The organism is Vibrio sp. B1FIG11, assembly GCF_905175335.1.
GTDB lineage: Bacteria > Pseudomonadota > Gammaproteobacteria > Enterobacterales > Vibrionaceae > Vibrio > Vibrio campbellii.
This window is the reverse complement of the sequence record NZ_HG992751.1, coordinates 1,897,312-1,918,248: the sequence shown is the minus strand read 5'-3', so window position 1 is coordinate 1,918,248 and position 20,937 is coordinate 1,897,312. Positions and strand designations below refer to the sequence as shown.

At 44.7% G+C, this 20,937-nt stretch carries 14 protein-coding genes and 1 pseudogene; 8 read left to right on the top strand and 7 right to left on the bottom strand.

The genetic code is table 11. The features are described from left to right. The first annotated feature begins 30 nt into the window (after window positions 1-30). Window positions 31-318 (top strand): hypothetical protein, encoded by a 288-nt coding sequence (locus KHO06_RS09155; RefSeq protein ID WP_244858343.1) that lies wholly within the window; start codon window positions 31-33, stop codon window positions 316-318. 26 nt (window positions 319-344) lie between these two features. Here the strand turns inward: KHO06_RS09155 and KHO06_RS09150 are convergent, their stop codons facing one another. Both KHO06_RS09150 and KHO06_RS09145 read right to left on the bottom strand, forming a co-directional pair. Next, a complete protein-coding gene (locus KHO06_RS09150) occupies window positions 345-3,491 on the bottom strand; it encodes an HD domain-containing phosphohydrolase (protein ID WP_212581396.1) in 3,147 nt (1,048 codons plus the stop codon). A 197-nt stretch (window positions 3,492-3,688) separates the two neighbouring features. Then, window positions 3,689-6,817: an HD domain-containing phosphohydrolase gene (locus tag KHO06_RS09145; protein WP_212581395.1), complete on the bottom strand. Its 3,129-nt coding sequence runs from the start codon at window positions 6,815-6,817 to the stop codon at window positions 3,689-3,691. Between the two features lie 517 nt (window positions 6,818-7,334). Between KHO06_RS09145 and KHO06_RS09140 the strand changes: the two genes are divergently transcribed. Continuing rightward, window positions 7,335-7,823, top strand: coding sequence for a type II secretion system protein (locus KHO06_RS09140; RefSeq protein ID WP_050917947.1), 489 nt, complete (start codon window positions 7,335-7,337; stop codon window positions 7,821-7,823). Window positions 7,824-7,996: 173 nt separating this feature from the next. On the opposite strand, the gene KHO06_RS09135 is transcribed toward KHO06_RS09140, so the two are convergent. Further along, window positions 7,997-8,395: a GFA family protein gene (locus tag KHO06_RS09135; protein WP_005426570.1), complete on the bottom strand. Its 399-nt coding sequence runs from the start codon at window positions 8,393-8,395 to the stop codon at window positions 7,997-7,999. Window positions 8,396-8,679: 284 nt separating this feature from the next. Between KHO06_RS09135 and KHO06_RS09130 the strand changes: the two genes are divergently transcribed. The 4 genes from KHO06_RS09130 (at window position 8,680) to KHO06_RS09115 (ending at window position 12,844) form a co-directional block, all read left to right on the top strand. Continuing rightward, window positions 8,680-9,657, top strand: coding sequence for a tripartite tricarboxylate transporter substrate binding protein (locus tag KHO06_RS09130; protein ID WP_212581394.1), 978 nt, complete (start codon window positions 8,680-8,682; stop codon window positions 9,655-9,657). A 220-nt stretch (window positions 9,658-9,877) separates the two neighbouring features. Then, window positions 9,878-10,372, top strand: coding sequence for a tripartite tricarboxylate transporter TctB family protein (locus KHO06_RS09125; protein ID WP_212581393.1), 495 nt, complete (start codon window positions 9,878-9,880; stop codon window positions 10,370-10,372). Window positions 10,373-10,392: 20 nt separating this feature from the next. Next, window positions 10,393-11,919 carry a tripartite tricarboxylate transporter permease gene (locus tag KHO06_RS09120; RefSeq protein WP_212581392.1) on the top strand — a complete coding sequence of 509 codons (1,527 nt, stop codon included), beginning with the start codon at window positions 10,393-10,395 and terminating at the stop codon, window positions 11,917-11,919. 154 nt (window positions 11,920-12,073) lie between these two features. After that, window positions 12,074-12,844 carry a sulfite exporter TauE/SafE family protein gene (locus tag KHO06_RS09115; protein ID WP_212581391.1) on the top strand — a complete coding sequence of 257 codons (771 nt, stop codon included), beginning with the start codon at window positions 12,074-12,076 and terminating at the stop codon, window positions 12,842-12,844. A 96-nt stretch (window positions 12,845-12,940) separates the two neighbouring features. Here KHO06_RS09115 and KHO06_RS09110 read toward each other — a convergent pair. Further along, a pseudogene (locus tag KHO06_RS09110) lies at window positions 12,941-13,911 on the bottom strand (TAXI family TRAP transporter solute-binding subunit). Window positions 13,912-14,136: 225 nt separating this feature from the next. Then, window positions 14,137-15,657, bottom strand: a complete 1,521-nt coding sequence (locus KHO06_RS09105; protein WP_212581390.1) for an aldehyde dehydrogenase family protein — start codon at window positions 15,655-15,657, stop codon at window positions 14,137-14,139. Window positions 15,658-15,905: 248 nt separating this feature from the next. On the opposite strand from KHO06_RS09105, the gene KHO06_RS09100 reads away from it, so the two are divergent. Further along, window positions 15,906-17,669, top strand: coding sequence for a sigma-54-dependent Fis family transcriptional regulator (locus KHO06_RS09100; RefSeq protein ID WP_212581389.1), 1,764 nt, complete (start codon window positions 15,906-15,908; stop codon window positions 17,667-17,669). 63 nt (window positions 17,670-17,732) lie between these two features. Here KHO06_RS09100 and KHO06_RS09095 read toward each other — a convergent pair whose 3' ends face one another. Then, window positions 17,733-17,870, bottom strand: coding sequence for a hypothetical protein (locus KHO06_RS09095; RefSeq protein WP_005426540.1), 138 nt, complete (start codon window positions 17,868-17,870; stop codon window positions 17,733-17,735). Between the two features lie 342 nt (window positions 17,871-18,212). On the opposite strand from KHO06_RS09095, the gene KHO06_RS09090 reads away from it, so the two are divergent. Further along, on the top strand, window positions 18,213-19,115 hold the full coding sequence (locus KHO06_RS09090) for a LysR family transcriptional regulator (protein ID WP_212581388.1): 903 nt from the start codon (window positions 18,213-18,215) through the stop codon (window positions 19,113-19,115). A 98-nt stretch (window positions 19,116-19,213) separates the two neighbouring features. Here the strand turns inward: KHO06_RS09090 and KHO06_RS09085 are convergent, their stop codons facing one another. Beyond that, entirely contained in the window at window positions 19,214-20,734 is a 1,521-nt protein-coding gene (locus KHO06_RS09085) for a DUF1254 domain-containing protein (protein ID WP_081234095.1), read from the bottom strand. Between the last annotated feature and the right edge of the window lie 203 nt (window positions 20,735-20,937).

Below are 20,937 nucleotides of genomic sequence, written 5' to 3'. Positions count from 1 at the left end.
AACCAAGTTCGGCTTATCGACTTTGGCAGTGTGATTCGAGTTGATGCTAAATACCGAGAGCATTCACATACAACCGTTAGCCGAGCCTATAGTGCGACACGCCCTTGTCTGCGTATCGGTCAGGCAAGTAAGAACGATGATTTCTACGCTTTGGCAATGACCATACTCAGCTGTCGCGATCAACATCCCTTTGCCGGTCTCTCGTTACAAGAAGCGGCAGAATTGCTACCTACCCCAAGCAACATTGATTTACCAACGCGCTACCGAGTTCTGATACAAAAAGAGTGGCAACGAATGCGCCACTCTTTGAAGCTGTAGGGATTCAACGCCCTAAGCTCTCTGGCTTACGCATCTGATGATTTGGACTTCAGATACTTCTCAATATCCACCTCATCAACCTGTTCGGCTGGCATAAACTTGTTGGCATAGTCACGGTAAACCCCGCTTTCTAAGAACAACAAGAACAAATCCATATCCAAATGCTCGTCCAGTGCCATTTTGTACATAATGTCGACCGCAACGCTCACTGGCTTGGCTTTCTTGTACGGTCGATCCCCTGCGGTTAACGCTTCAAAAATATCCGCAATCACCAAGATGCGCTCTGGGGTGGATAAATCTTCTGCACTCAACCGACGCGGATAACCTGTGCCTTTCAACGTCTCATGGTGGGTCGAAGCATATCGCGGCACGTTACTTAACTCCGGAGGAAATGGCAGTGCCCCGAGCATTTTGATCCCACTGATCATGTGCTCGTTAATTTTGAAGCGGTCTTCTGGTGTTAACGTCCCACGGGAAATGGTCAGGTTGTACACTTCACCCAAGTTATATTGATGTTCTGGTACTTGTACCTTAATGCCATGCTCGGGTGCAAATTCCATTGGGCGAACGCGCTCCATAATATGGTCAGGCTTATCCGCTAAAAGGTTTTCAACCACGGGTAGCGTCACGTCAGATTTTGGCTTAATCATTTCTTCAAATGGAGAAAGACCAAGATGATCATCGTAGTGACGCAACCAAGTTTGTTGGGCGATTTGTTTAATTCGCTCAATCTTATCGTCGCTCATGAACTCGCCACCCACGTTGGCGTTGGCAACAAACCGGAAGTCTTCGTCCAACTGCACAACTCGTTGATCGAACTTGGCTTGCGCCTCTTCTTTTGACAGTTCACCAGTAGATATCGACTTCCACATTTCCACTTCAGCATCTCGCCTTAGTACTTCGAAACGAGTGCGAATTTCATTGATGCGGTTATAGTTGGCTTCTAACTTAGTGCCTTTATCAACGATGTGTTCTGGCGTGGTGATCTTGCCACAGTCATGTAACCAAGCCGCGATACGGAATTCACGTCGTTCATCGTCATTGTTGAATTTAAAATCTTTGAACTTACCGGTGTCGCACTTCTCTACCGCCTCTGCCAACATCAAGCCAATTTCTGGGACACGATTACAGTGCCCCGCAGTGTAAGGAGACTTGTCATCGATTGCTTGCGCGATAAGGCGAATAAAGGCTTCAACAAACTCTTCTTGCTGTTGCTCGTGATGCTGAATCTCCTGCGTCATTTCAGTGACCGAATCTGACAAATCAGAAACTTCTTTGATACGCGTTTCTACTGGTGCTAACTGGTCAAATTCGCGATTTTTTATTTTGATGGTTTCTTTTCTCAGTGCCAAAATTGAGTTAACAATTGGCGTGCCAACCTTCCACGCTAACGGAAGTAATACCAACATCACTAACGTGGTAATTCCTATAGCCTTAAATAACCAAGTAGTGACCGCATCAGTTACTACTTTACCTGGCACTACTACTGCAAAATAATCACTGGCTCCTCTCGTTGACTCAAACTTCGTCATATAAAGAAATTTCTCTTCTCCTTTAATCATCACCTTATTCATGCTTTGATGCTTGTCTTCTTGCATCGCTAATTCATAGACTTCAGGATAAGGCACAAAACTGCCACGCCACTGACGAGACGTGATCCATTTTTCTCTCAATACTTGTTTTTGTGCTGGCGTAATGGATTCTATCGCCCTATCAATAACAGTGATAATCTCACTGTCCTCTACTTTCATGTACATCGAGAATTCGAGCAATTCAGCATCCAATACTCCAACATGTACATTGGTCAACCTCACCAAGCGCTCCATTTCTGCAAGTGTGAGATAACTATCGACGAGGTATGTTATCTCCCCCAAGTAGAGTGCCCGTTTCGCTGCATCAAGATTTGGTTGTTCAACGACGTTAAGATCGGGGTAGCGCTCGAATAGCCATTGTTTCATACCAAAGCCAGAAACCACTCCGACCGTTTCCTGTTTTAACTCTGTTAATGAGTTCGGCATGAACACATCATCTTTAGCGGCAATAGCCAATTGGGTGGTAAAAATAGGAACGCTTTTTACTCCTAAATTTGTTTTAACCCCAGCAACGGGTTGCAACAGGTCGATGTCCCCTTTCAAGTATTTATCTTGTAGTTGTCTAGAATTAAATCCATTAATGAACTCAAATTTTATCCCCGTACTTTGCTCAATGATCTTAAGGACATCTATCGCATACCCTTCTGGTTCACCACCTTGGGTGTAATCATATGGCCCCCAATCATTTTGATTGGAGACCGCTATCACGCGGTCACCATTGATTAACGATTTTACTTGCTCATTAAGTACTAGCGGTTCAGAGGCTGGAATGTCGATTTCTTTAAACAATTTGACGCTGGAAGCGATCACTTCCCCAGTGTCATTAAAAATAAACGCCTCAGCACCGTCTTCTATCTTTAAGCCTAATTCCGTTGAGATGATTTTTTCACTGATGGAGGACAACACGGTGTCAACGCCGATCACCGCTCCTTTACTGCGAACAGAGTATGATTGCCCCGTAATTTTTAAATGCTGGAAAAGGTACGGTTCCGTCTTATAAACGCTATCCCTTGATGCACTCTCATACCAAGGGCGACGAGACGGATAAAAGTTGCTCTTTTGTACTGTTTGGCGAAGAAGAACCATTTCTTCAGAGTAATAGAGTGTATTCTTGAGACGCGCTTTTTCGTCTCCCGATACTTTAATGATGACCCAACGCTCCTCAGGAGTTGCGCCGATTTGCTCTCTCACAACAGGAGAGGATTCCAAATTGATAACTTGAAAAAAGAACTCATTCGGTGACGCGAAATAGATACTGTAGAACTCTGAATTATCAATCAACGTTTGAACAAATACGCCTTGAATCTCATCAACACTGAACCGAGTATCAGTGTAATCCGCAACACTTCTTAATATTCCTGCACTACTCGTCGCACTCGCATCAATTTGTTGAATATGGTTACCAATGTCAGTCGCCGTCATGGTTAAGCGAGTCAAGATATGCTCCTCTGACATCTGTTTACCGAAATAATATTGCAAGCTGATACCAAGCAGGGCTGTCACCGCCGTAGCGAAGATGAATAAGCTACCAACGACGAATTTAATGGACAGTTTACGGGGAGTTCTGGATTTCGTTTTCACGCTCGAAAGCCCTCCAACAGATTAAAATCAACTCTGCCACCACCGAAACAAGGGTAGCGTAAGCATACGTATTTCAAGTCTAGTACATGTTTTTCATAGACTTGCATAATTCTTCGGCTTAAATCACGTTTTCGCGAATATAAAAAAGCGATACCGAAGTACCGCTTTTAGTCATACTGTGTTTGAGGTATCGCGTGCTAAGTCAGGTATTTTCCTATATCAACCTGATCAATTTGTTCTTCAGGTATGAATTTCTTGGCGTACTCAAGATAAACCCCACTCTCTAAGAACAGCAAAAACAAATCCATATCCAAATGCTCATCCAACGCCATTTTGTGCATGATGTCGATTGCCACGCTAACGGGCTTCGCTTTCTTATAAGGACGATCACCAGCGGTTAAGGCTTCGAAAATATCTGCGATCACCAAAATACGCTCTGGAACCGACAAATCATCCGCACTCAGTTTACGAGGATACCCCGTCCCTTTCAGCGTCTCGTGGTGAGTAGACGCATAGCGCGGTACATTACTTAGCTCTGGTGGGAACGGCAGTGCCTCAAGCATCTTAATCCCACTGATCATATGCTCATTAATTTTGAATCGATCTTCAGGCGTTAGCGTGCCACGAGAAATGGTTAGGTTATACACTTCCCCCATGTTGTACTGGTGCTCAGGAACCTGCATCTGAATACCATGTTCGGGGGTAAATTCTACAGGTCGAACACGCTCGATAATGTGTTCTGGTTTGTCATCCAATAACTTCTCTAGCACTGGTAGAGGCACATTTTGAACAGGTTTATTTCCCTCTTCCATCGGTGATAAGCCCAAGCGGTCATCAAAGTTACGCAACCACGTTTGCTCTGCGATTCGCTTAACGCGTGCGATCTTGTCTTCACTCATGAACTCACCACCGATGTTAGCATTGGCAATGAATTCAAAATCATCATTTAAGTCACGTACTTTATCTTCAAACTTGGCTTTTGCTTCGTCATTGCTCACATCGCCACGCAATAAGGTATTGAGGTATTCGATTTCTAGATCTCTGCGTAGCACTTCAAAGCGAGTTCGAATTTCATTGATTCGGTTGTAGTTCGCCTCTAGCTTGGTACCTTTGTCAACAATGTGTTCAGGCGTGGTGATCTTGCCGCAATCATGCAACCAAGCCGCAATACGAAACTCCCTTCTTTCTGCGTCGTCTTTAAATTTGAAGTCTTTAAATTTGCCTTTTTGAGATTGCTCAGCCGCCTCCGCTAGCATCATGCCGATTTCTGGCACACGATTACAATGGCCAGCCGTATAAGGTGATTTGTCATCGATCGCTTGTGCTATCAAGCGAATGAAGGCTTCAACAAAATCTTCCTGTTGTTTCTCATGGCGCTGAATTTCTCTCACCATATCGGAAATGGAATCCGATAAATCACTGACCTCTTTAATTCTTGTATTGATGGGTTTCAGCTTGTCGAACTCTCGCGCCTGAATTTTCTTTGTCTTCGCTTTTAATGCATAAATTGAACTTGTCAGAGGCGTACCAAGTCGCCACACCAGTGGAAACAAGCCAATCAAAACCAAGGCCGTTATCGCGAGCGAGTGAAACAAGCGCTCAACGACTCGATCAGTAACCACTTTTTTCGGAATAACCACAGCGAAATAGTCATCACTACCATGTGAGCTTGAAATTGGTGTTACGTAGACAAAACTGTCTCTGCCTTCGACTTCACGCTGTACCATCACTTTATGATTGGGGTTATCCTTTGCAAGCTTGTAAACGGCGGAGTATGGGATAAATGTGCCACGCCAATGCTTGGACTCTAACCATTTTTGACTTAATGCAGCTCGCTGCTCTGGCGTAATCGCTTTAATCGCCGTATCAATAACATCATACAAATGTGCATGCTCTTGATTTAAATAAAGGTAAAACGGCTTGAGATCCCCTTTCAACTTCTGCACGTTTATAGTGGTGACCTGATCTAAGCTATCCAATTCATCTAACGTTAAATAAGTATCAATGAGGTAAGGCACTTGTTTACTATTTAACGCTTCCTTGGCTTCTCCCAAGCTATCAAACTCGATGACATCTAATGACGGGTATTGCGTTATTAGCCAGTCTTTCATTCCAAAGCCTGCAACAACACCAACTTTTTTAGAAGATAAATCCTCCAAAGTAGTAAAAGCTGATAGGTCCTCCCAACCCGCTATCGCAAGCTCAGCGTTAAACATTGGCACGCCTTTTTCTCCGTACCTAGGAACTTGTCCAAATACTGAGTGCAATATGTCGATAGTGCCACGTGAGAACTTTCTTGCTAAAGAAGACGATTCAAAACCATTGATGTAGTCAAAGTCTAACCCTGTCTGCTGTGCCACAAGACGTAATACGTCAATCGCATAACCTTGAGGAATCCCAGCCTGTGAATAATCATAAGGCCCCCAGTCATTTTGGTTAGACACGAGCAAAGTTTTCTCGGCAGACAAGACTGCCTTTTGCTGTTCGTTCCAAAGTACTGGCAAAGAATCGGGTATGACAACGCTTTCGTGCAGGGAAACATTAGACGCGATGACCTCCCCTCGATGATTAAAAATAAATGATTCGCTACCACTTTCGACAGGAATTCCCATCGACATTGCACCGATCTTCTTCTTTAGCGTTGAGAGATCGATGTCGATACCGATAACATCATGACCATTTCGAATGGAATAGCTTTGACCAGTCACCTTCATATTTTTGAATAAGTAGGGTTCGGTCTTATACACCTCACTCTCTGTTGCACCGACAAACCATGGACGTCGTGATGGATAGAAGTCACTTTTGCTCGCCACGGTTCGATTGACATCAAAGTTCTCAGTTACATAAGACACCACCATTTGACGCTCTTGCCCAAGACCGAAACCTTTTGCAATAGCCCAACGCTCGGTAACTTGGGCACCCATCATGGTGCGAATTACTTCAGAATTTCTTAAGTTTATGATTTGAAAGAAGTCTTCGTTATCATTACCTACGTACAGACTTTGAATAAAAGGGTTGTCCTCTAACACCTGAGCAAATAATGCCAAAATCTCTTTTTCAGAAAAGTCATGATCTGACATAGATAGAACACTTTTCAGCATTTTCGTACTGCTGATGGCATTACTATCGACCTGGTAAATATACTCACTCACATCCGCAGCAGCTGCACTAAGACGCGACAGCACCGCTTCTTGGGACATTTTTTGAGCAAAGTAATACTGCATGCCCATCGCAAATACTGCTGTTAGCACCGCAACCAGCATAAACATACTACTGACGATAAACTTGATTGAGTATTTACTATTTAGCTCAGTACTTTTACTCATTCGTCGCCCCAATATAATTACAAAGTACTAAAACTTCTGCTTTTACATAACGATTAACTATCAAAATACCAAACAACCTCGTATATAAGCTTAGACTTATCAAACGTAATGTTTGCTATCAGTTTTGTAAAATTTACGTTTAAAACGATCAAATAAATAAGACTTTCATTCACAAAATAGCACTAGTTGCTTGTCAAACCTTTAGGATTAATATCAAAAAACCATTTATTTTCTGATGCATATAAAAACAAAACTAACAACAAAAACACATTCACCATGCAAGTCAAACCACATTGTTACGGCTGTTTATTTTGAAGCTCAGACTTACATGAGATAGGCTAAATAATGAGTGTAATATCTCGGTAACTCCGAACGAAAAAAGTTAATTAACGCCTCTAAAGCTGCCATTCATAGGTTTTACCTGTTAATAGAATCGGCCATCTCAAATTTATCCTTCCTCCTTCAGCCATTAACATGACGTTTCTTTTGTTTACCTCCCCATTTTTAAGAAATCTCTATGAAACAAAAAGGATTCTCCCTGACAGAGTTAGTCGTCGCTATTGTTGTGTTGGCAATCATTGGATTATTTGCTGCACCTAAAATCATGCACATGCAACGTGAGGCTCGTATCAATACATTGGAGGCTTTCGTGGGTGCATTTCATGCCACCAATGAGGTCGTGATGACCAAGGCTAAGATTCAGGGAGTTGCTAATGCGCCTTTGGCTAAATTGTCAGATCACGATATTTACGTTCGAATGGGATCATTAGCTTTAGATGACTTCAATGTCGCTAATGCGATGGAGATCGACGGGTTTAATCTTGCCAATACTGGTTCAACTCAGACACCTTCGCTCATCGTTTATCTAGGTAAGGAAAAGTCTCTTCTACAGATAAGGGATTCTGAGTGCTTCATCAGTATTAGTCGCCCTTTCACGGCTTACGATGAAGAAGGGATTGTTTCAATGGATGAGCTGAAGGTGAACAAATTCTATGACAATTGCTAGCTTCTGGCTTCTAAGAAGTGACTTTAGAGAAATTAGAATGAAAAAGCCGAGCTGTACTCGGCTTTTTATGAGCAACTTACGCCACTTTGTACTTGCTGATAGACAATCAAAAATAAACCGGCAAATACCGCTACGGTCAGCAAAACCTTTAACCAAAGAAACTTCATTATTATCTACTCTTCTGGTGCGTACTGCGCAAAAACTTCCTGAGCTGTCATTTTCTTGCTATGTGGTTGCAGGTCATAGTAAGCGGGCTTCTCATCGGTGAATATTTCTAAGCTTAATTTGAAATCTGGCTCATTAAATAATCCCGCAGAAAGAATGTATTCATCCGTTGCCAATAAGTGGTAATAGATATTCGTACCGCATTCCCCACAAAAACCTCGTACGGCCCACTCCGAAGACTGATAACGCTTCGGTTCGGCGCCATTAAATCTTACTCCTGGTCCGCAATGCACCGCATGCAAAGGGCCGCTTGACCACTTTCGACACATATCGCAATGACAAAAGCTCACTTCATTGTGTTGAGGTGCGGTCACTTCAATAGCGCCACATAAACAGGTTCCTTTCATCGCTGTCACTCCCTATTAAACCTCCATTATTATGGCGTTTTAAGGCGCCCAATTGATGTGACCAATCTAGTCTTTTATTAAATCCAGCCTGGATCCCTTTTTCATGAACTTTATGAACAAAACGTCGTTTATGCTCAATATTCTCTTTATCTACGCATTAGAGACATCACGTTAACACCTTATTAACCTTTAGCTCATCACTTGCGAGTCGCCCTAACTCGCTAGGAGAACAAATTATAAGACTCTTCAAAACAAGAGAGTCACCAACATAAGGAACGTGAAACATGTTAAAGGTACTCAAACCAACGCTCGCCGCATCCATCATTGCAGCTTCATTTTCTTTCCACGCTTTTGCTGCTGATGTTGAAAAACTCCACTTCCTAATCCCAGGTGGTGCTGGTGGCGGTTGGGATATGACGGCTCGTGGCACAGGTGATGTGCTAGTTAAATCCGACATCGTTGAAAGTGTCTCTTTCCAAAACCTCTCTGGTGGCGGTGGTGGTAAAGCGATTGCACACCTTATTGAAACCGCTGAACGCCAACCTGATACGTTGATGGTGAACTCAACCCCAATCGTTGTTCGTTCACTGACGGGTATCTTCCCGCAATCTTTCCGAGATCTCACACCAGTAGCCGCAACGATTGCTGATTACGGCGCTATCGTGACCTCCGCGGATTCGAAGTACAACACATGGGAAGATGTGGTCAAAGATTTCGAATCTAACCCACGTAAAGTAAAAATCGCTGGCGGTTCTGCTCGCGGTTCGATGGATCACCTAGTTGTCGCAGCTGCATTTAAAGGCGAAGGTTTTGACGCGCGTAAAGTTCGCTACATCGCGTACGATGCTGGCGGCAAAGCAATAGCAGCACTTCTGTCTGGCGAAACACAATTGCTTTCAACCGGTCTTGGCGAAGTATTAGAGATGTCGAAATCTGGTCAGGTAAAAGTACTGGCGATTACGGCACCGAAACGTTTGGACGCAGCGCCAAACATCCCTACCCTAAAAGAATATGGCAACGAGACTGTGTTCGCGAACTGGCGCGGTTTCTTTGCCGCTCCTGGCACGAGCCAAGCCAAGCTCGATGAATGGAACGCAGCTCTGACCAAAATGTACAAAACGGACGAATGGCAAGTTGTTCGTGACCGCAATGGTTGGATTGACAACTACAAAGCGGATAAAGAGTTCTTCGCGTTCCTAGAAGAGCAAGAGCAGCAAATGGGCGATCTAATGCGCGAATTAGGTTTCCTGAAGAAGCAATAACTCCCATCCGAGTTTATGGGGTTGGCTATCTCTGGCCCCAGTTGTATTTGCACTCTAATTTCACCGTATATGGGCACTGTCGAAATTCGACAAGTAAAAACTCCTTTGTTTATTGGTTCTAAGCACTTCGACTAGCAGCGAGACGCTTAATTGTTAATGACTTGACCCTTCCTCATTAACGCCCATATACGGTCTTTTCCTGTTGCTCTAGGAGTTGGATATGTCTCATTCAACCAATATTTTTACCAAAGAGAATTTACTGTGCCGCGATTGTGTCGGCGCGATGATCTTTTTGTTGTTTTGCCTATGCTATGGCTACCAAACTACGCAAATCCCTCTCTTTCCGGGGGATGAATACGAACCCTTCACGGCTCGCACCTTACCGACCATTCTGACCTACGTCGGGATTGGTTTAGCGCTAATGCTATTGGTCACTGGTCAGCCCGATAAACAAAGCGGCGCTGTGATGTCATTCAACTGGAAATTGCTCATCGCCTTTTTAGTTTTGATGGCGCTTTATGGTCTGGGTTTGACTTATATCGGCTTTGTATTAGCGACAGGATTCTTCCTACTTGCGGGCTTTTACCTTCTTGGCGAACGACGTAAATCGGTGTTGTTTGGAGCCTCATTCCCGTTCGTTATCGCGTTTTACTTGTTGCTCACTCAAGGTCTGGATATCTACCTTGAGCCTGGTCTGATTTTCACCATCTGGTAGTCAAAAGAAAGGACTGAATTATGTTAGATGGAATTCTACAAGGTTTATCCACCGCCGTGATGCCAATGAACATCATGATGGTGATTGTTGGCTGTTTTGTCGGTACGTTTATCGGCATGCTACCGGGGCTTGGTCCTATTTCTGCCATCGCTCTGATGATCCCTATCACCTATGGTTTGGATCCATCTTCGGGTCTGATTCTGATGGCAGGTGTTTACTATGGTGCGGTATTTGGTGGTTCAACTTCCTCTATTCTTATCAACGCACCGGGTTGTTCTTCAACCGTAGTCACCGCGTTTGATGGCTACCCAATGGCACAGAAAGGCCAAGCAGGTAAAGCACTTGCACTGGCGGCTTACTCTTCTTTCACTGGCGGTACGCTTTCAGCAATCATGCTGCTTGTGGCGGCACCAGCATTGGCTAACGTCTCGCTAACCTTTCAATCTTCTGACTACTTTGCGCTAATGCTTCTTGGCCTATCCGCAGTGGCGGCGTTCGCTGGCAAAGGACAAGTGATCAAAGCATGGATGATGACAATTCTGGGTTTGATGCTATCTACCGTCGGTATTGATAAAGGCGTCGGTGTTGAACGCTTCACCTTTGGTCTGACAGATTTGATGGATGGCTTTAGCTTCCTATTGCTGGCGATGGCGACCTTTGCGCTTGGTGAAACTTTGATGGGTATTTTGAAGCCTTCCGAGGACACTCGTGATGAGGAACAAGATAAGCTGAGCAACATTGGTTCGATGAAAGTCACCAAGGAAGAAATCAAAGAAGTAGCACCAGTTTCTATTCGCTCTTCAATCCTTGGCTTCTTTACTGGTGTGCTTCCGGGCGCAGGTGCAACCATCGCCGCCTTCTTAAGCTACGGCATGGAACGTAATCTTGCTCCAAAGGATAAAAAAGAACAGTTTGGTAAAGGCAGCATCCGAGGTTTGGTGGCTCCAGAGTCTGCGAACAACGCAGCATCAAGTGGTTCTTTCGTTCCTCTTTTAACCCTTGGTATTCCGGGCTCTGGTACAACCGCAATCATGCTAGGAGCGCTAATCGCATACGGTATTCAACCGGGTCCTCGTTTGTTTGTTGAGCACCCAGACGTGTTCTGGTCGGTGATTATCTCCATGTACTTCGGCAACATTGTGTTGGTGATTCTTAATCTACCGTTGATCCCATACATCTCAAAGCTATTGGCCGTACCAAGAACCGTATTGCTACCAATGATTCTATTCTTCTCTATCACGGGTGTGTATCTGGTTTCTTTCAACACCATGGACGTGTTTGTAATGTTACTTGTGGCAATGGCAGCCATCGCGCTGAGGTTGGCAAATTTCCCTCTCGCACCACTGTTGCTTGGCTTTATCCTTGGTGGATTAATGGAAGAGAACCTCCGCCGTGCATTGATGATTTCCGACGGTGAACTGAGCTTCTTATGGGAACGCCCAATCACACTGACATTCACAGTGCTTGCAGTATTGGTACTTGGCAGCCCACTGTTTGTAAAACTCTTTCAAAAGCTTAAAGCACAACCAGTGAAAGTTGAGCAATAAGCATTCTATCTCTCCCTCAAGATAGACCTTTGAAACCAAGCCACCCTCTGCGGTGGCTTTTTTCTTGGACTAATCGCTACTTTATTTCTTTGGGTGAGTTGCGTAGTGTTAATCGTTCAGAAACAAAAACTATAAGAACAAAAAAGGACTTTTTATGCTGCTGGAATTTACTCTCTTGTTTGCTGCGGGCGTCGTTGGTGGGATCATGAACTCCGTCGCCGGTGGTGGTAGCTTCATTACCTTCCCTGCATTGATGGCAGTTGGCGTGCCTCCCATCATGGCGAACGCGACGAATACTTATGCTTCTTGCGCAGGTTACATCAGTGGTGCAATCGGTTTTCGCGAAGAAATCATGAAGAACAAGCAAGAACTGGCTTTCACTATCTCTTTCAGTTTGATTGGTGGTGCTGTCGGTGCTTACCTTCTGCTGAATACGCCAGAATCTGTTTTTCTTGAAGCGATTCCATGGCTATTGTTATTCGCAACCGTACTCTTTTTAACTGGCTCACGCATGACTGCGTTGATTAAATCTCTGACCAAGGAGAACAAACACGCTGGCATTTTAGGTGTAATAGCTTTGAGCCTGCTTTTAGTGGCAGTTTCTGCTTACGGTGGTTTCTTTAACGCGGGGCTAGGCGTGATCGTGTTGAGTTATTTAGTGGTTGCAGGACACCAAGACATCAACCTAATGAATGGGCTTAAGCTGCTGGTTTCGACCTGTGTTTCCCTGATTGCCATCGTAATTTTTGTTGCTAACGGTTCAATCGATTGGACCAAAGGCAGCGTTGTTATGGTTGGTACATTAGTGGGCGGCTACTTGGCCGCACGTGTATCTCGCCAGTTGAATCCCAGTCATGTAAAAGGCTTTGTCGCCCTCTCTTCTATCGCGATTACCATTTACTTCTTCGTAGATGTATATGCCTAACTCAATACCCGATATAACCAAAGCCAAACGATCATTGCTCACAAACAAAAACGCCATCGCAAACTGCGATGGCGTTTTTATTGGTTCTGAGTGATATTACTTAATCAAGCCCACTTCTTTGTAGTACTTCTCAGCACCTGGATGAAGCGGCGCAGATAGACCATCTTTCACCATTTCTTCTTTCTTCAAGTTTGCAAATGCTGGGTGTAGACGGCGGAAGTCGTCAAAGTTTTCGAATACCGCTTTCACGACGTTGTAAACCACTTCATCAGGCACTGCCGTTGAAGAAACAAACGTTGCGCCCACACCAAAGGTTTGTACATCGTTTTCTGAACCGCGGTACATGCCACCCGGTACGTTTGCAATGCGGTAGAAGCTGTTATCAGAAACCAACTTCTCTACTTGTGGGCCAGCTACCGTTACGATGTTGCTGTCACACGATGTGGTTGCTTCTTTAATCGCACCACTTGGGTGACCTACTGTGTAGATCATCGCATCGATCTTGTTATCACATAACGCTTTAGACTGTTCGGATGCTTTCAGCTCAGACACCAATTTGAAGTCGTCATTCGTCCAGCCGTACTCTTTCATTAGCACTTCCATCGTCCCGCGTTGACCAGAGCCAGGGTTACCGATATTAACGCGTTTACCTTTCAAATCATCAAACGATTTAATGTTTGCATCTTTACGAGCCACAACGGTGAACGGTTCTGGGTGAACGGAGAACACAGCACGAAGCTCTTTGAATGGTCCTTTATCTTCGAACTTACTCGTACCGTTGTAAGCATGGTACTGCCAGTCTGACTGAGCGATACCAAGGTCTAGCTCACCTGCGCGAATAGTATTGATGTTGTAGATAGAACCACCGGTACTTTCTACCGAACAACGAATGTTATGGTCAGCACGTGACTTATTTACCAAACGACAAATTGCACCACCCGTTGGGTAATACACACCAGTTACACCGCCCGTACCAATGGTCACGAACGTATCTTTAGCAGAAACTGAAAACTTGTACTTAGTGCAGCCAGAGAAGCCGCGACAGCAATTTGCTTGAGCTTTAACATTGAACGTCCTTATTTTTCCTTTGTTTATGGCCAAATAAGTATAGCAACCGTTAACAAGTTGATAACGTCCGAGATCACATCCTGAGAAGAAGAACCCGAGGCTAGAAGGCATTGATCAGTAAGAAAATATGAATGCTCCTTTGCCCCACCACAAAAAGTAAAGCCTCGAAGAGTTCGAGGCTTTGTTCATCACTGCTTTTCTTGTTGCCTTAAAAGGCGATTTATTTAGAAGAAGCCTAGCGGATTGACGTCGTAGCTAATGAGTAGGTTTTTCGTATTCTGGTAGTGATCAAGCATCATCTTATGCGTCTCACGGCCGATACCTGATTTCTTGTATCCACCAAACGCAGCGTGTGCAGGATATGCGTGATAGCAGTTAATCCAAATACGCCCTGCTTCGATGTTTCGCCCCATGCGATAAGCAAGGTTTTGGTCTCGCGTCCACACACCCGCACCCAAGCCATATTCTGTGTCATTGGCAATCGCTAGTGCTTCCGCTTCATCTTTAAAGGTGGTCACTGCGATGACCGGACCAAAGATCTCTTCTTGGAACACGCGCATTTTATTGTGACCTTGTAACAAAGTCGGTTGAATGTAGTAGCCCTCCTCCAAGTCGTTTTCTTGTTTCGCTACATCGCCACCAAATACGACTTTCGCGCCTTCTTGACGACCAATTTCTAGGTAGCTCAGGATCTTATCGAACTGCTCTTGCGAAGCTTGCGCACCAACCTGAGTATCGGTATCGAGTGGGTTACCTTGCTTGATTGTCTGCGCGCGCTCTGCAACTTTAGCGATAAACTTGTCGTATACAGACTCATGCACTAACACACGTGATGGACAGGTACACACTTCCCCTTGGTTGAAGAACGCAAGTAAAGTGCCTTCAATGCACTTATCTAGGTATTCGTCTTCGTGGTCAAACACATCTGGGAAGTAGATATTTGGAGATTTACCACCAAGCTCAACCGTTGATGGGATAAGATTCTCTGCTGCGCATTTCAAAATATGGTTACCGACTTCTGTTGACCCCGTAAATGCCAACTTAGCGATTCGCTTACTGGTCGCCAGTGCTTGCCCTGCTTCTGAGCCAAAACCATTGACTACATTCACCACGCCAGCTGGCAGAAGATCACCAATTTTTTCCATCAGAACGAGAATCGAAGTCGGCGTTTGCTCGGCAGGTTTAAGCACCACACAACAGCCCGCAGCCAACGCTGGAGCAAGTTTCCAAGCCGCCATCAACATTGGGAAGTTCCAAGGGATGATCTGCCCCACAACCCCAATCGGTTCAGGGAAGTGATAACTTGCGGTATGCTCATCTAACTCAGCCGCACTGCCTTCTTGAGCGCGGATACAACCTGCAAAGTAGCGGAAATGGTCGACGACCAAAGGCAAGTCTGCGGCTAATGTTTCACGGACGGGTTTGCCGTTTTCCCATGTTTCTGCCACAGCCAACTCTTCAAGGTGTTGCTCAACGCGATCTGCAATCTTAAGTAGGATGTTCGAACGTTCAGTCACACTGGTTTTCGCCCATTGCTCTCTTACGCCATGTGCAGCATCCAGAGCAAGGTTGATGTCTGCTTCTCCAGAACGAGCCACCTTACAATACGCTTGACCATTGATTGGCGATGTATTGTCGAAGTATTCACCACCCGTTGGTTTTACCCATTCGCCACCGATGTAGTTGTCGTAATGCGATTTAAAATTAACGATGGCATTTTCACTACCTGGCTGTGCATAAATCATAACTCTTCCTTTTGTTCTCGTTCAGTTTTTTGTTTTAAACGACCGAGTGTTCAACTCAGTTGCGTTGTTCACTTCATTACTCAAGTCACATGCCAACAACGCGCGCCTTGTTGTTAATTAAATGTAAAACTATGATTACCAAGCGATAACAAACCAAGTGAGTGACGTTTGGGCGGATGTATGGTGTGAACACCAGTGTTCAAGTGTTCCAAAATGGCACACCCTCACTGTGACAAAATGGTACAGTCATGGAACTTCAACACATTACCAACAGCAATTGGCTTTCCACCTCATGGGACAGAAGTGAGCAAGCCGGTTTAAAACAGCGACGTCGACCAGACGATATTCGCGTAACTTCCGCGTTTCTTGAAGACAGACGCCACCAGCTCAACTTCTTAATCGATGCGGTAAAACAATTCGCTCTGCCTCTGTTTAATCAGTTGTTTACGCACAGCGACAGTCGCCTAATATTGACCGATGCGGAAGGTGTGATCATTGGAAGTTGGGGACAACCCAAATTCCGCGAAAAGTTGACCGAGATTGCACTCAACTCTGGCGCATGCTGGCAAGAAAAGCTCAAAGGTACGAATGCCATTGGTACAGCTTTAGTAGAAGCAAAACCCGTTTCTGCGATTGGTGACCAACACTTCATACAACATCACCGTTTCATCAGTTGTTCGGCAAGCCCTATCTTTGATCATTTGGGTCACTTGATTGGGGTTCTGGACATCACCAGTGAACAAAAGAAGCATGACTTTTCCACGCAAGTCTTAGTGCAAAACATGGTTCAGAAAGTGGAGAACCAACTGCTCAACCAAATTCCTCAAGGGCACATTCGAGTTGATTTAGCTTGTGAGCAAGGTCTACTGAATAGCGGTTGGCAAGGCATCATCATTGCCAATGAGGAGGGTCAGATTCTGGCTCATAACCAAGTTGCCTCACAACTGCTGGATCAAACCAACGTTGTTGGACAGCAACTCGCCTCCATACTCGACGATTCTGCCAGTAACCAATCTTTAGTCTTCAAAACTCAGCCACTATCGGAGCGAAAAGCATCATCCCGTGCCATTTCTGCCTCAAATGACCTGCATTACGGCGATACCACCGTCGAGCACTGCTGGCAGCAAGCCAATCGCGTAATCGACAAAGACATTAGCTTGTTGATCCTTGGCGAAACGGGCGTAGGCAAAAATGAGTTCGTTAAAGCTCTGCACAAAAATAGCCAGAGAAAAAACGGCCCCTTGGTTTCTGTAAACTGCGGTGCGTTGCCAAAAGACTTGGTCGAATCCGAACTGTTTGGTTATGTCGCAGGTGCCTTCACCGGAGCAAACAACAAAGGCTACCAAGGTAAGATCCGTCAAGCACACAAAGGCATCTTGTTCTTAGATGAAATCGCAGACTTACCATTAGAAGCGCAAAGCCGGCTGCTGCATGTGCTCCAAGACAAAACCGTGTTGCCTGTCGGCTCTAACCAAACCATTCAAGTGGATACACAGATCATCGCTGCAACACACAAAGACTTAGAGCGATTGATTGAACAAGGTGAATTTCGCCAGGATCTTTATTACCGTTTGAACGGACTCATCGTTGAGCTGCCTCGTTTCCAAGAGCGTAGCGACAAACAAGCACTGATTGAGAACATTCATCGTCGTCACGCCGAGTCTAAACAAAGCATTTGCCCTCACCTGCTGTCATTAATGTTGGGCTATGGTTGGCCGGGGAATCTGCGTGAGCTCGACAGCTTAATAAAAGTATCAGCCCTGATGGCGCAAGGAGAAACACAACTCGAGCTTAGCCATGTGCCGAACCATCTTGCCAAGAAGCTGAGCCAAACAAACGTTATCGAACACGTGGATACGTCAAAAACCAGAGACATGCGTACGACTGTGGAAGATAAGTTGGTAAAAACCTACCAAGCAAACCAAGGCAACATCAGTAAAACCTCACGCATGTTGGGCCTGAGCCGCAATACCATTTATCGCAAGCTCAAGAGCCTTGGCATGCTGAAATGATAAAATGTGGGAGATAAAAAAAGAGCACCTCTTAGGGTGCTCTTCTCATTTTGAAACCTAGCCTTACAGTCCGCCTTCTTGCTGCGCCTGTTTTACTAATGCCTGACGTTGAGTTTCCGTTTCTGAATTCACTTTCTGTTCCTTGTGCGTTTCCTGATCCAAATCTGCCGGAATGAAAACAAAGTACTTGTTAAGAGTCATCGTAAGAACCTCAATTTATAGTGTTAAGTCACCTTCTTGGTAAATGTAAACAACACCAGCAAAAACGACTTATGCCGGTTCCTTGTTGTAGGTTTCAAAAAATAGAGGATGTTCGACCATCAAACATCCTCCATATGCAACCTAATTATAGGAGGAGTTCAAAGGCTTACCTAGCACTCTTTATCACCTTTTTACGCAATCTTAGATTTGATATCGGTATTGGTAAAGCTCTTACTTTGAGCTAACCCTATGTCACAAAAGAGAAATTTGTTGGCGATTTTGTTGGAACAGAGGATGAGACACGTTGATACTTAAAGCTCAATGTTTTGAGGCGCTAACTTCGTGAAAAATACCATTGATTTAAATCTGTATCGCTTTCTTTATCTGCTCAGTCAGCAAAAGTCACAGGCAAAAGTGTGCCATACACTCGACATCAGCAAGGCCACGTTCACCCGGCAACTGGCTGAATGCCGCCAGCGATTTGATAACGAACTGTTCAATGCAGAGAAAGGCATTTATACCCCAACCCTGCTTTGCCAACAGCTATGTGAAGCGATAAGCGAGCCGTTAGAGCAACTTGAGCAATTACCACAGTTGGCAAAAACCTTTAATGCGAACCAACACTCTAATGAGTACGTCTTCAGCATCATCAACCCTCTTTCTGGCATGTTAACGATTCCTTTGGTTACCGCCCTTACCACAGACGAACAAAAGCCTAAGATTTCCTTTATCGATTGGTCGATTGAAAGCATAGAGAACCCAAAGCGCGGCGCTGTCGCGATTGGGATTGGTGGTTTTCCTAATGAACTCAACGAGAGAATGGTAGAACGTAAGGTGGCTTCCGTACCCATCTTTGCGTATGTGAACGCTCAACACCCTCTTCACCAACAAACCGAACTTGAACTCAGTGACATTGAAAACCTTGAAACGGTGCGAGTCTCCATGGGTTCGCTCGATGTGAGCGCTTATTACGAACGAATGCGTAAATTGACGGGAGTAAATCTAGAGCAGAAGCTGACCGTCTCCTCAATGACTGCCGCACTCGATTGTGTCAAAGTCAGCCCGTATGTGTTTGTCGGTATGTATATTGACGATCAAGAGCTACCCGCGGGAATTTGTCGATTACCGTTAAAACTAGAGGGAACACAAATGTTGTTTGATGTCGGGATTCAGTACCATCGCGCCTTCTACCAACACCCGATCATCGCGCAGGTAGAAACCTTTATTAAAGGAGCACTTAGCTAAGCCACTAAATTAAATTGCCGTATAGCCAATGCATACAAAAAAGCCGACCCATTAACAGGTCGGCTTTCATCTTCAGTTTGTCGTATCTCGCGATGGTCTTATTTCACTTCAGTGATATCACTTGGCTTCCAAGAACCGTCATACCATGGTTCTAAAGGACCGTACATACGTAAGATACTGAACCAACCCTTGCTAGGAACCGTTTGAATCCAGTTTGCTTCTTTACCCTTCGGAGCGGTTGGACCGAAGTACAAGTCTACTGAGCCGTCTGGGTTTTCAACCATCTGGTCACGTTTATCGTTCTTACTTGGGAAAGGTTGGCTCGTTTGTAGCTCTGAACGTGTTTGCGTATCGTAAGCCACCACAGACCAGAAGTTCTTCGCTGGTACATTCGCAGGAATCGTCAGCTTGTAGTTTTTACCACCATCAAAGAACTCGCCCTCTGCCGTTTTATCAACAATGGCGTACTGAGAGCCTTTGCCAATCATCTTAAGCGCCATCGCTGGCGTGTTTACCGTTGCCATGTAGAAGAAATAAGTACGCGCATCCAGATTACGTCCGCCTTTACCTTCATCAATCAGCCACTGATAATCTTTGCCGATAAAAGCAGTTTTCCATTTACGATCGTCCCAAATGTACGCGTTTTCTGTGCGTGGGTTAAACATCAACGCACGAGCCGTCGCGTTACCAATTGCAGCACCATCTTTCAAGATCTTCTGCATACGCGCATCTGGTTCGAACGGCTTACCTTTTTGAATACCAATTGTCGCAATCAAACCGCGCATTTCTGGGTCGATGAAATCAATTGGCTCTTTGTCGATTACCACTTTGATCTCGTCATAGAAGTGCTCGTCATTAGCGTGAATAGTATTGAAAGCTTTACCACTACCTGAGGTGAAGGCCATTTTCGGTTGATCATCTTTCTTAGACAAAGGATAAATCTTCAAACCAGTATGGTACGAGTTGACCGCTGCATCCGTTTTACCGTCTTTCAGGAAGCCTCTCGCGATAAACCAGTTCACGTAACTTGTCGATTGAGATACATGGTAGCCCTCAGGTACTGGACCATCGTAGTTTGGTGGCAAGATAAGATATTTTCCGCCCTGACCTTTATCTGGCCCCACTACGCCCATATCAGTCACGAAACGGAAGAAGGCATCATTGACCGTAGTAGGCCCCATGCCCGGTGGAATTTCCACAACCGTTGGTCCGTCACGTTCTAAGTCAAGGAAAGCAGAGGCATACACGGTATCCGTGTTACCGGTTAGAAATAAAGGATTTGAATCCATCAAGTTATCAAATAGCATCACCTGATTGGATTTCGTCAATCCCATCTTTTCATGTCCAATTCGTAACGCTTCTAACGACGCCATAGGGATGGCATTCATGAATACTTCTGTTGCTCGCATAGTATCGAGATTGTTATAAAGCGTATCCATAGTTTGTTGACTTGGCACACCATCCTTGAAATTCAAAGTACCGATGCTTGTTTCTACCGTATTCGGCGTCATGATGCTTGTTGGAACATCTGTGTTGTAGTTACTGGTATTTGCCAGAACAGAAGATGAAACCAGTAAGCCAGTAAGCACAGCGATACGTTTGAGTTGAGTCTTTAGCATAAGAATTTCCTGCGTTATCAGTTGCGATACATTCACTCTACTTAAAGTTAGGAATCAATTCTGATGCTCGCCACAATCAAAATTGCCGACACACCTTTTTATGCAATGAAACTCACAATAAATCTCTATTAAAAACTGTCTACCAGGTCAATATTTAATCTTTTTTGAGAAATCTTTAGCCTACTTTTTGGGTATATTTCGAG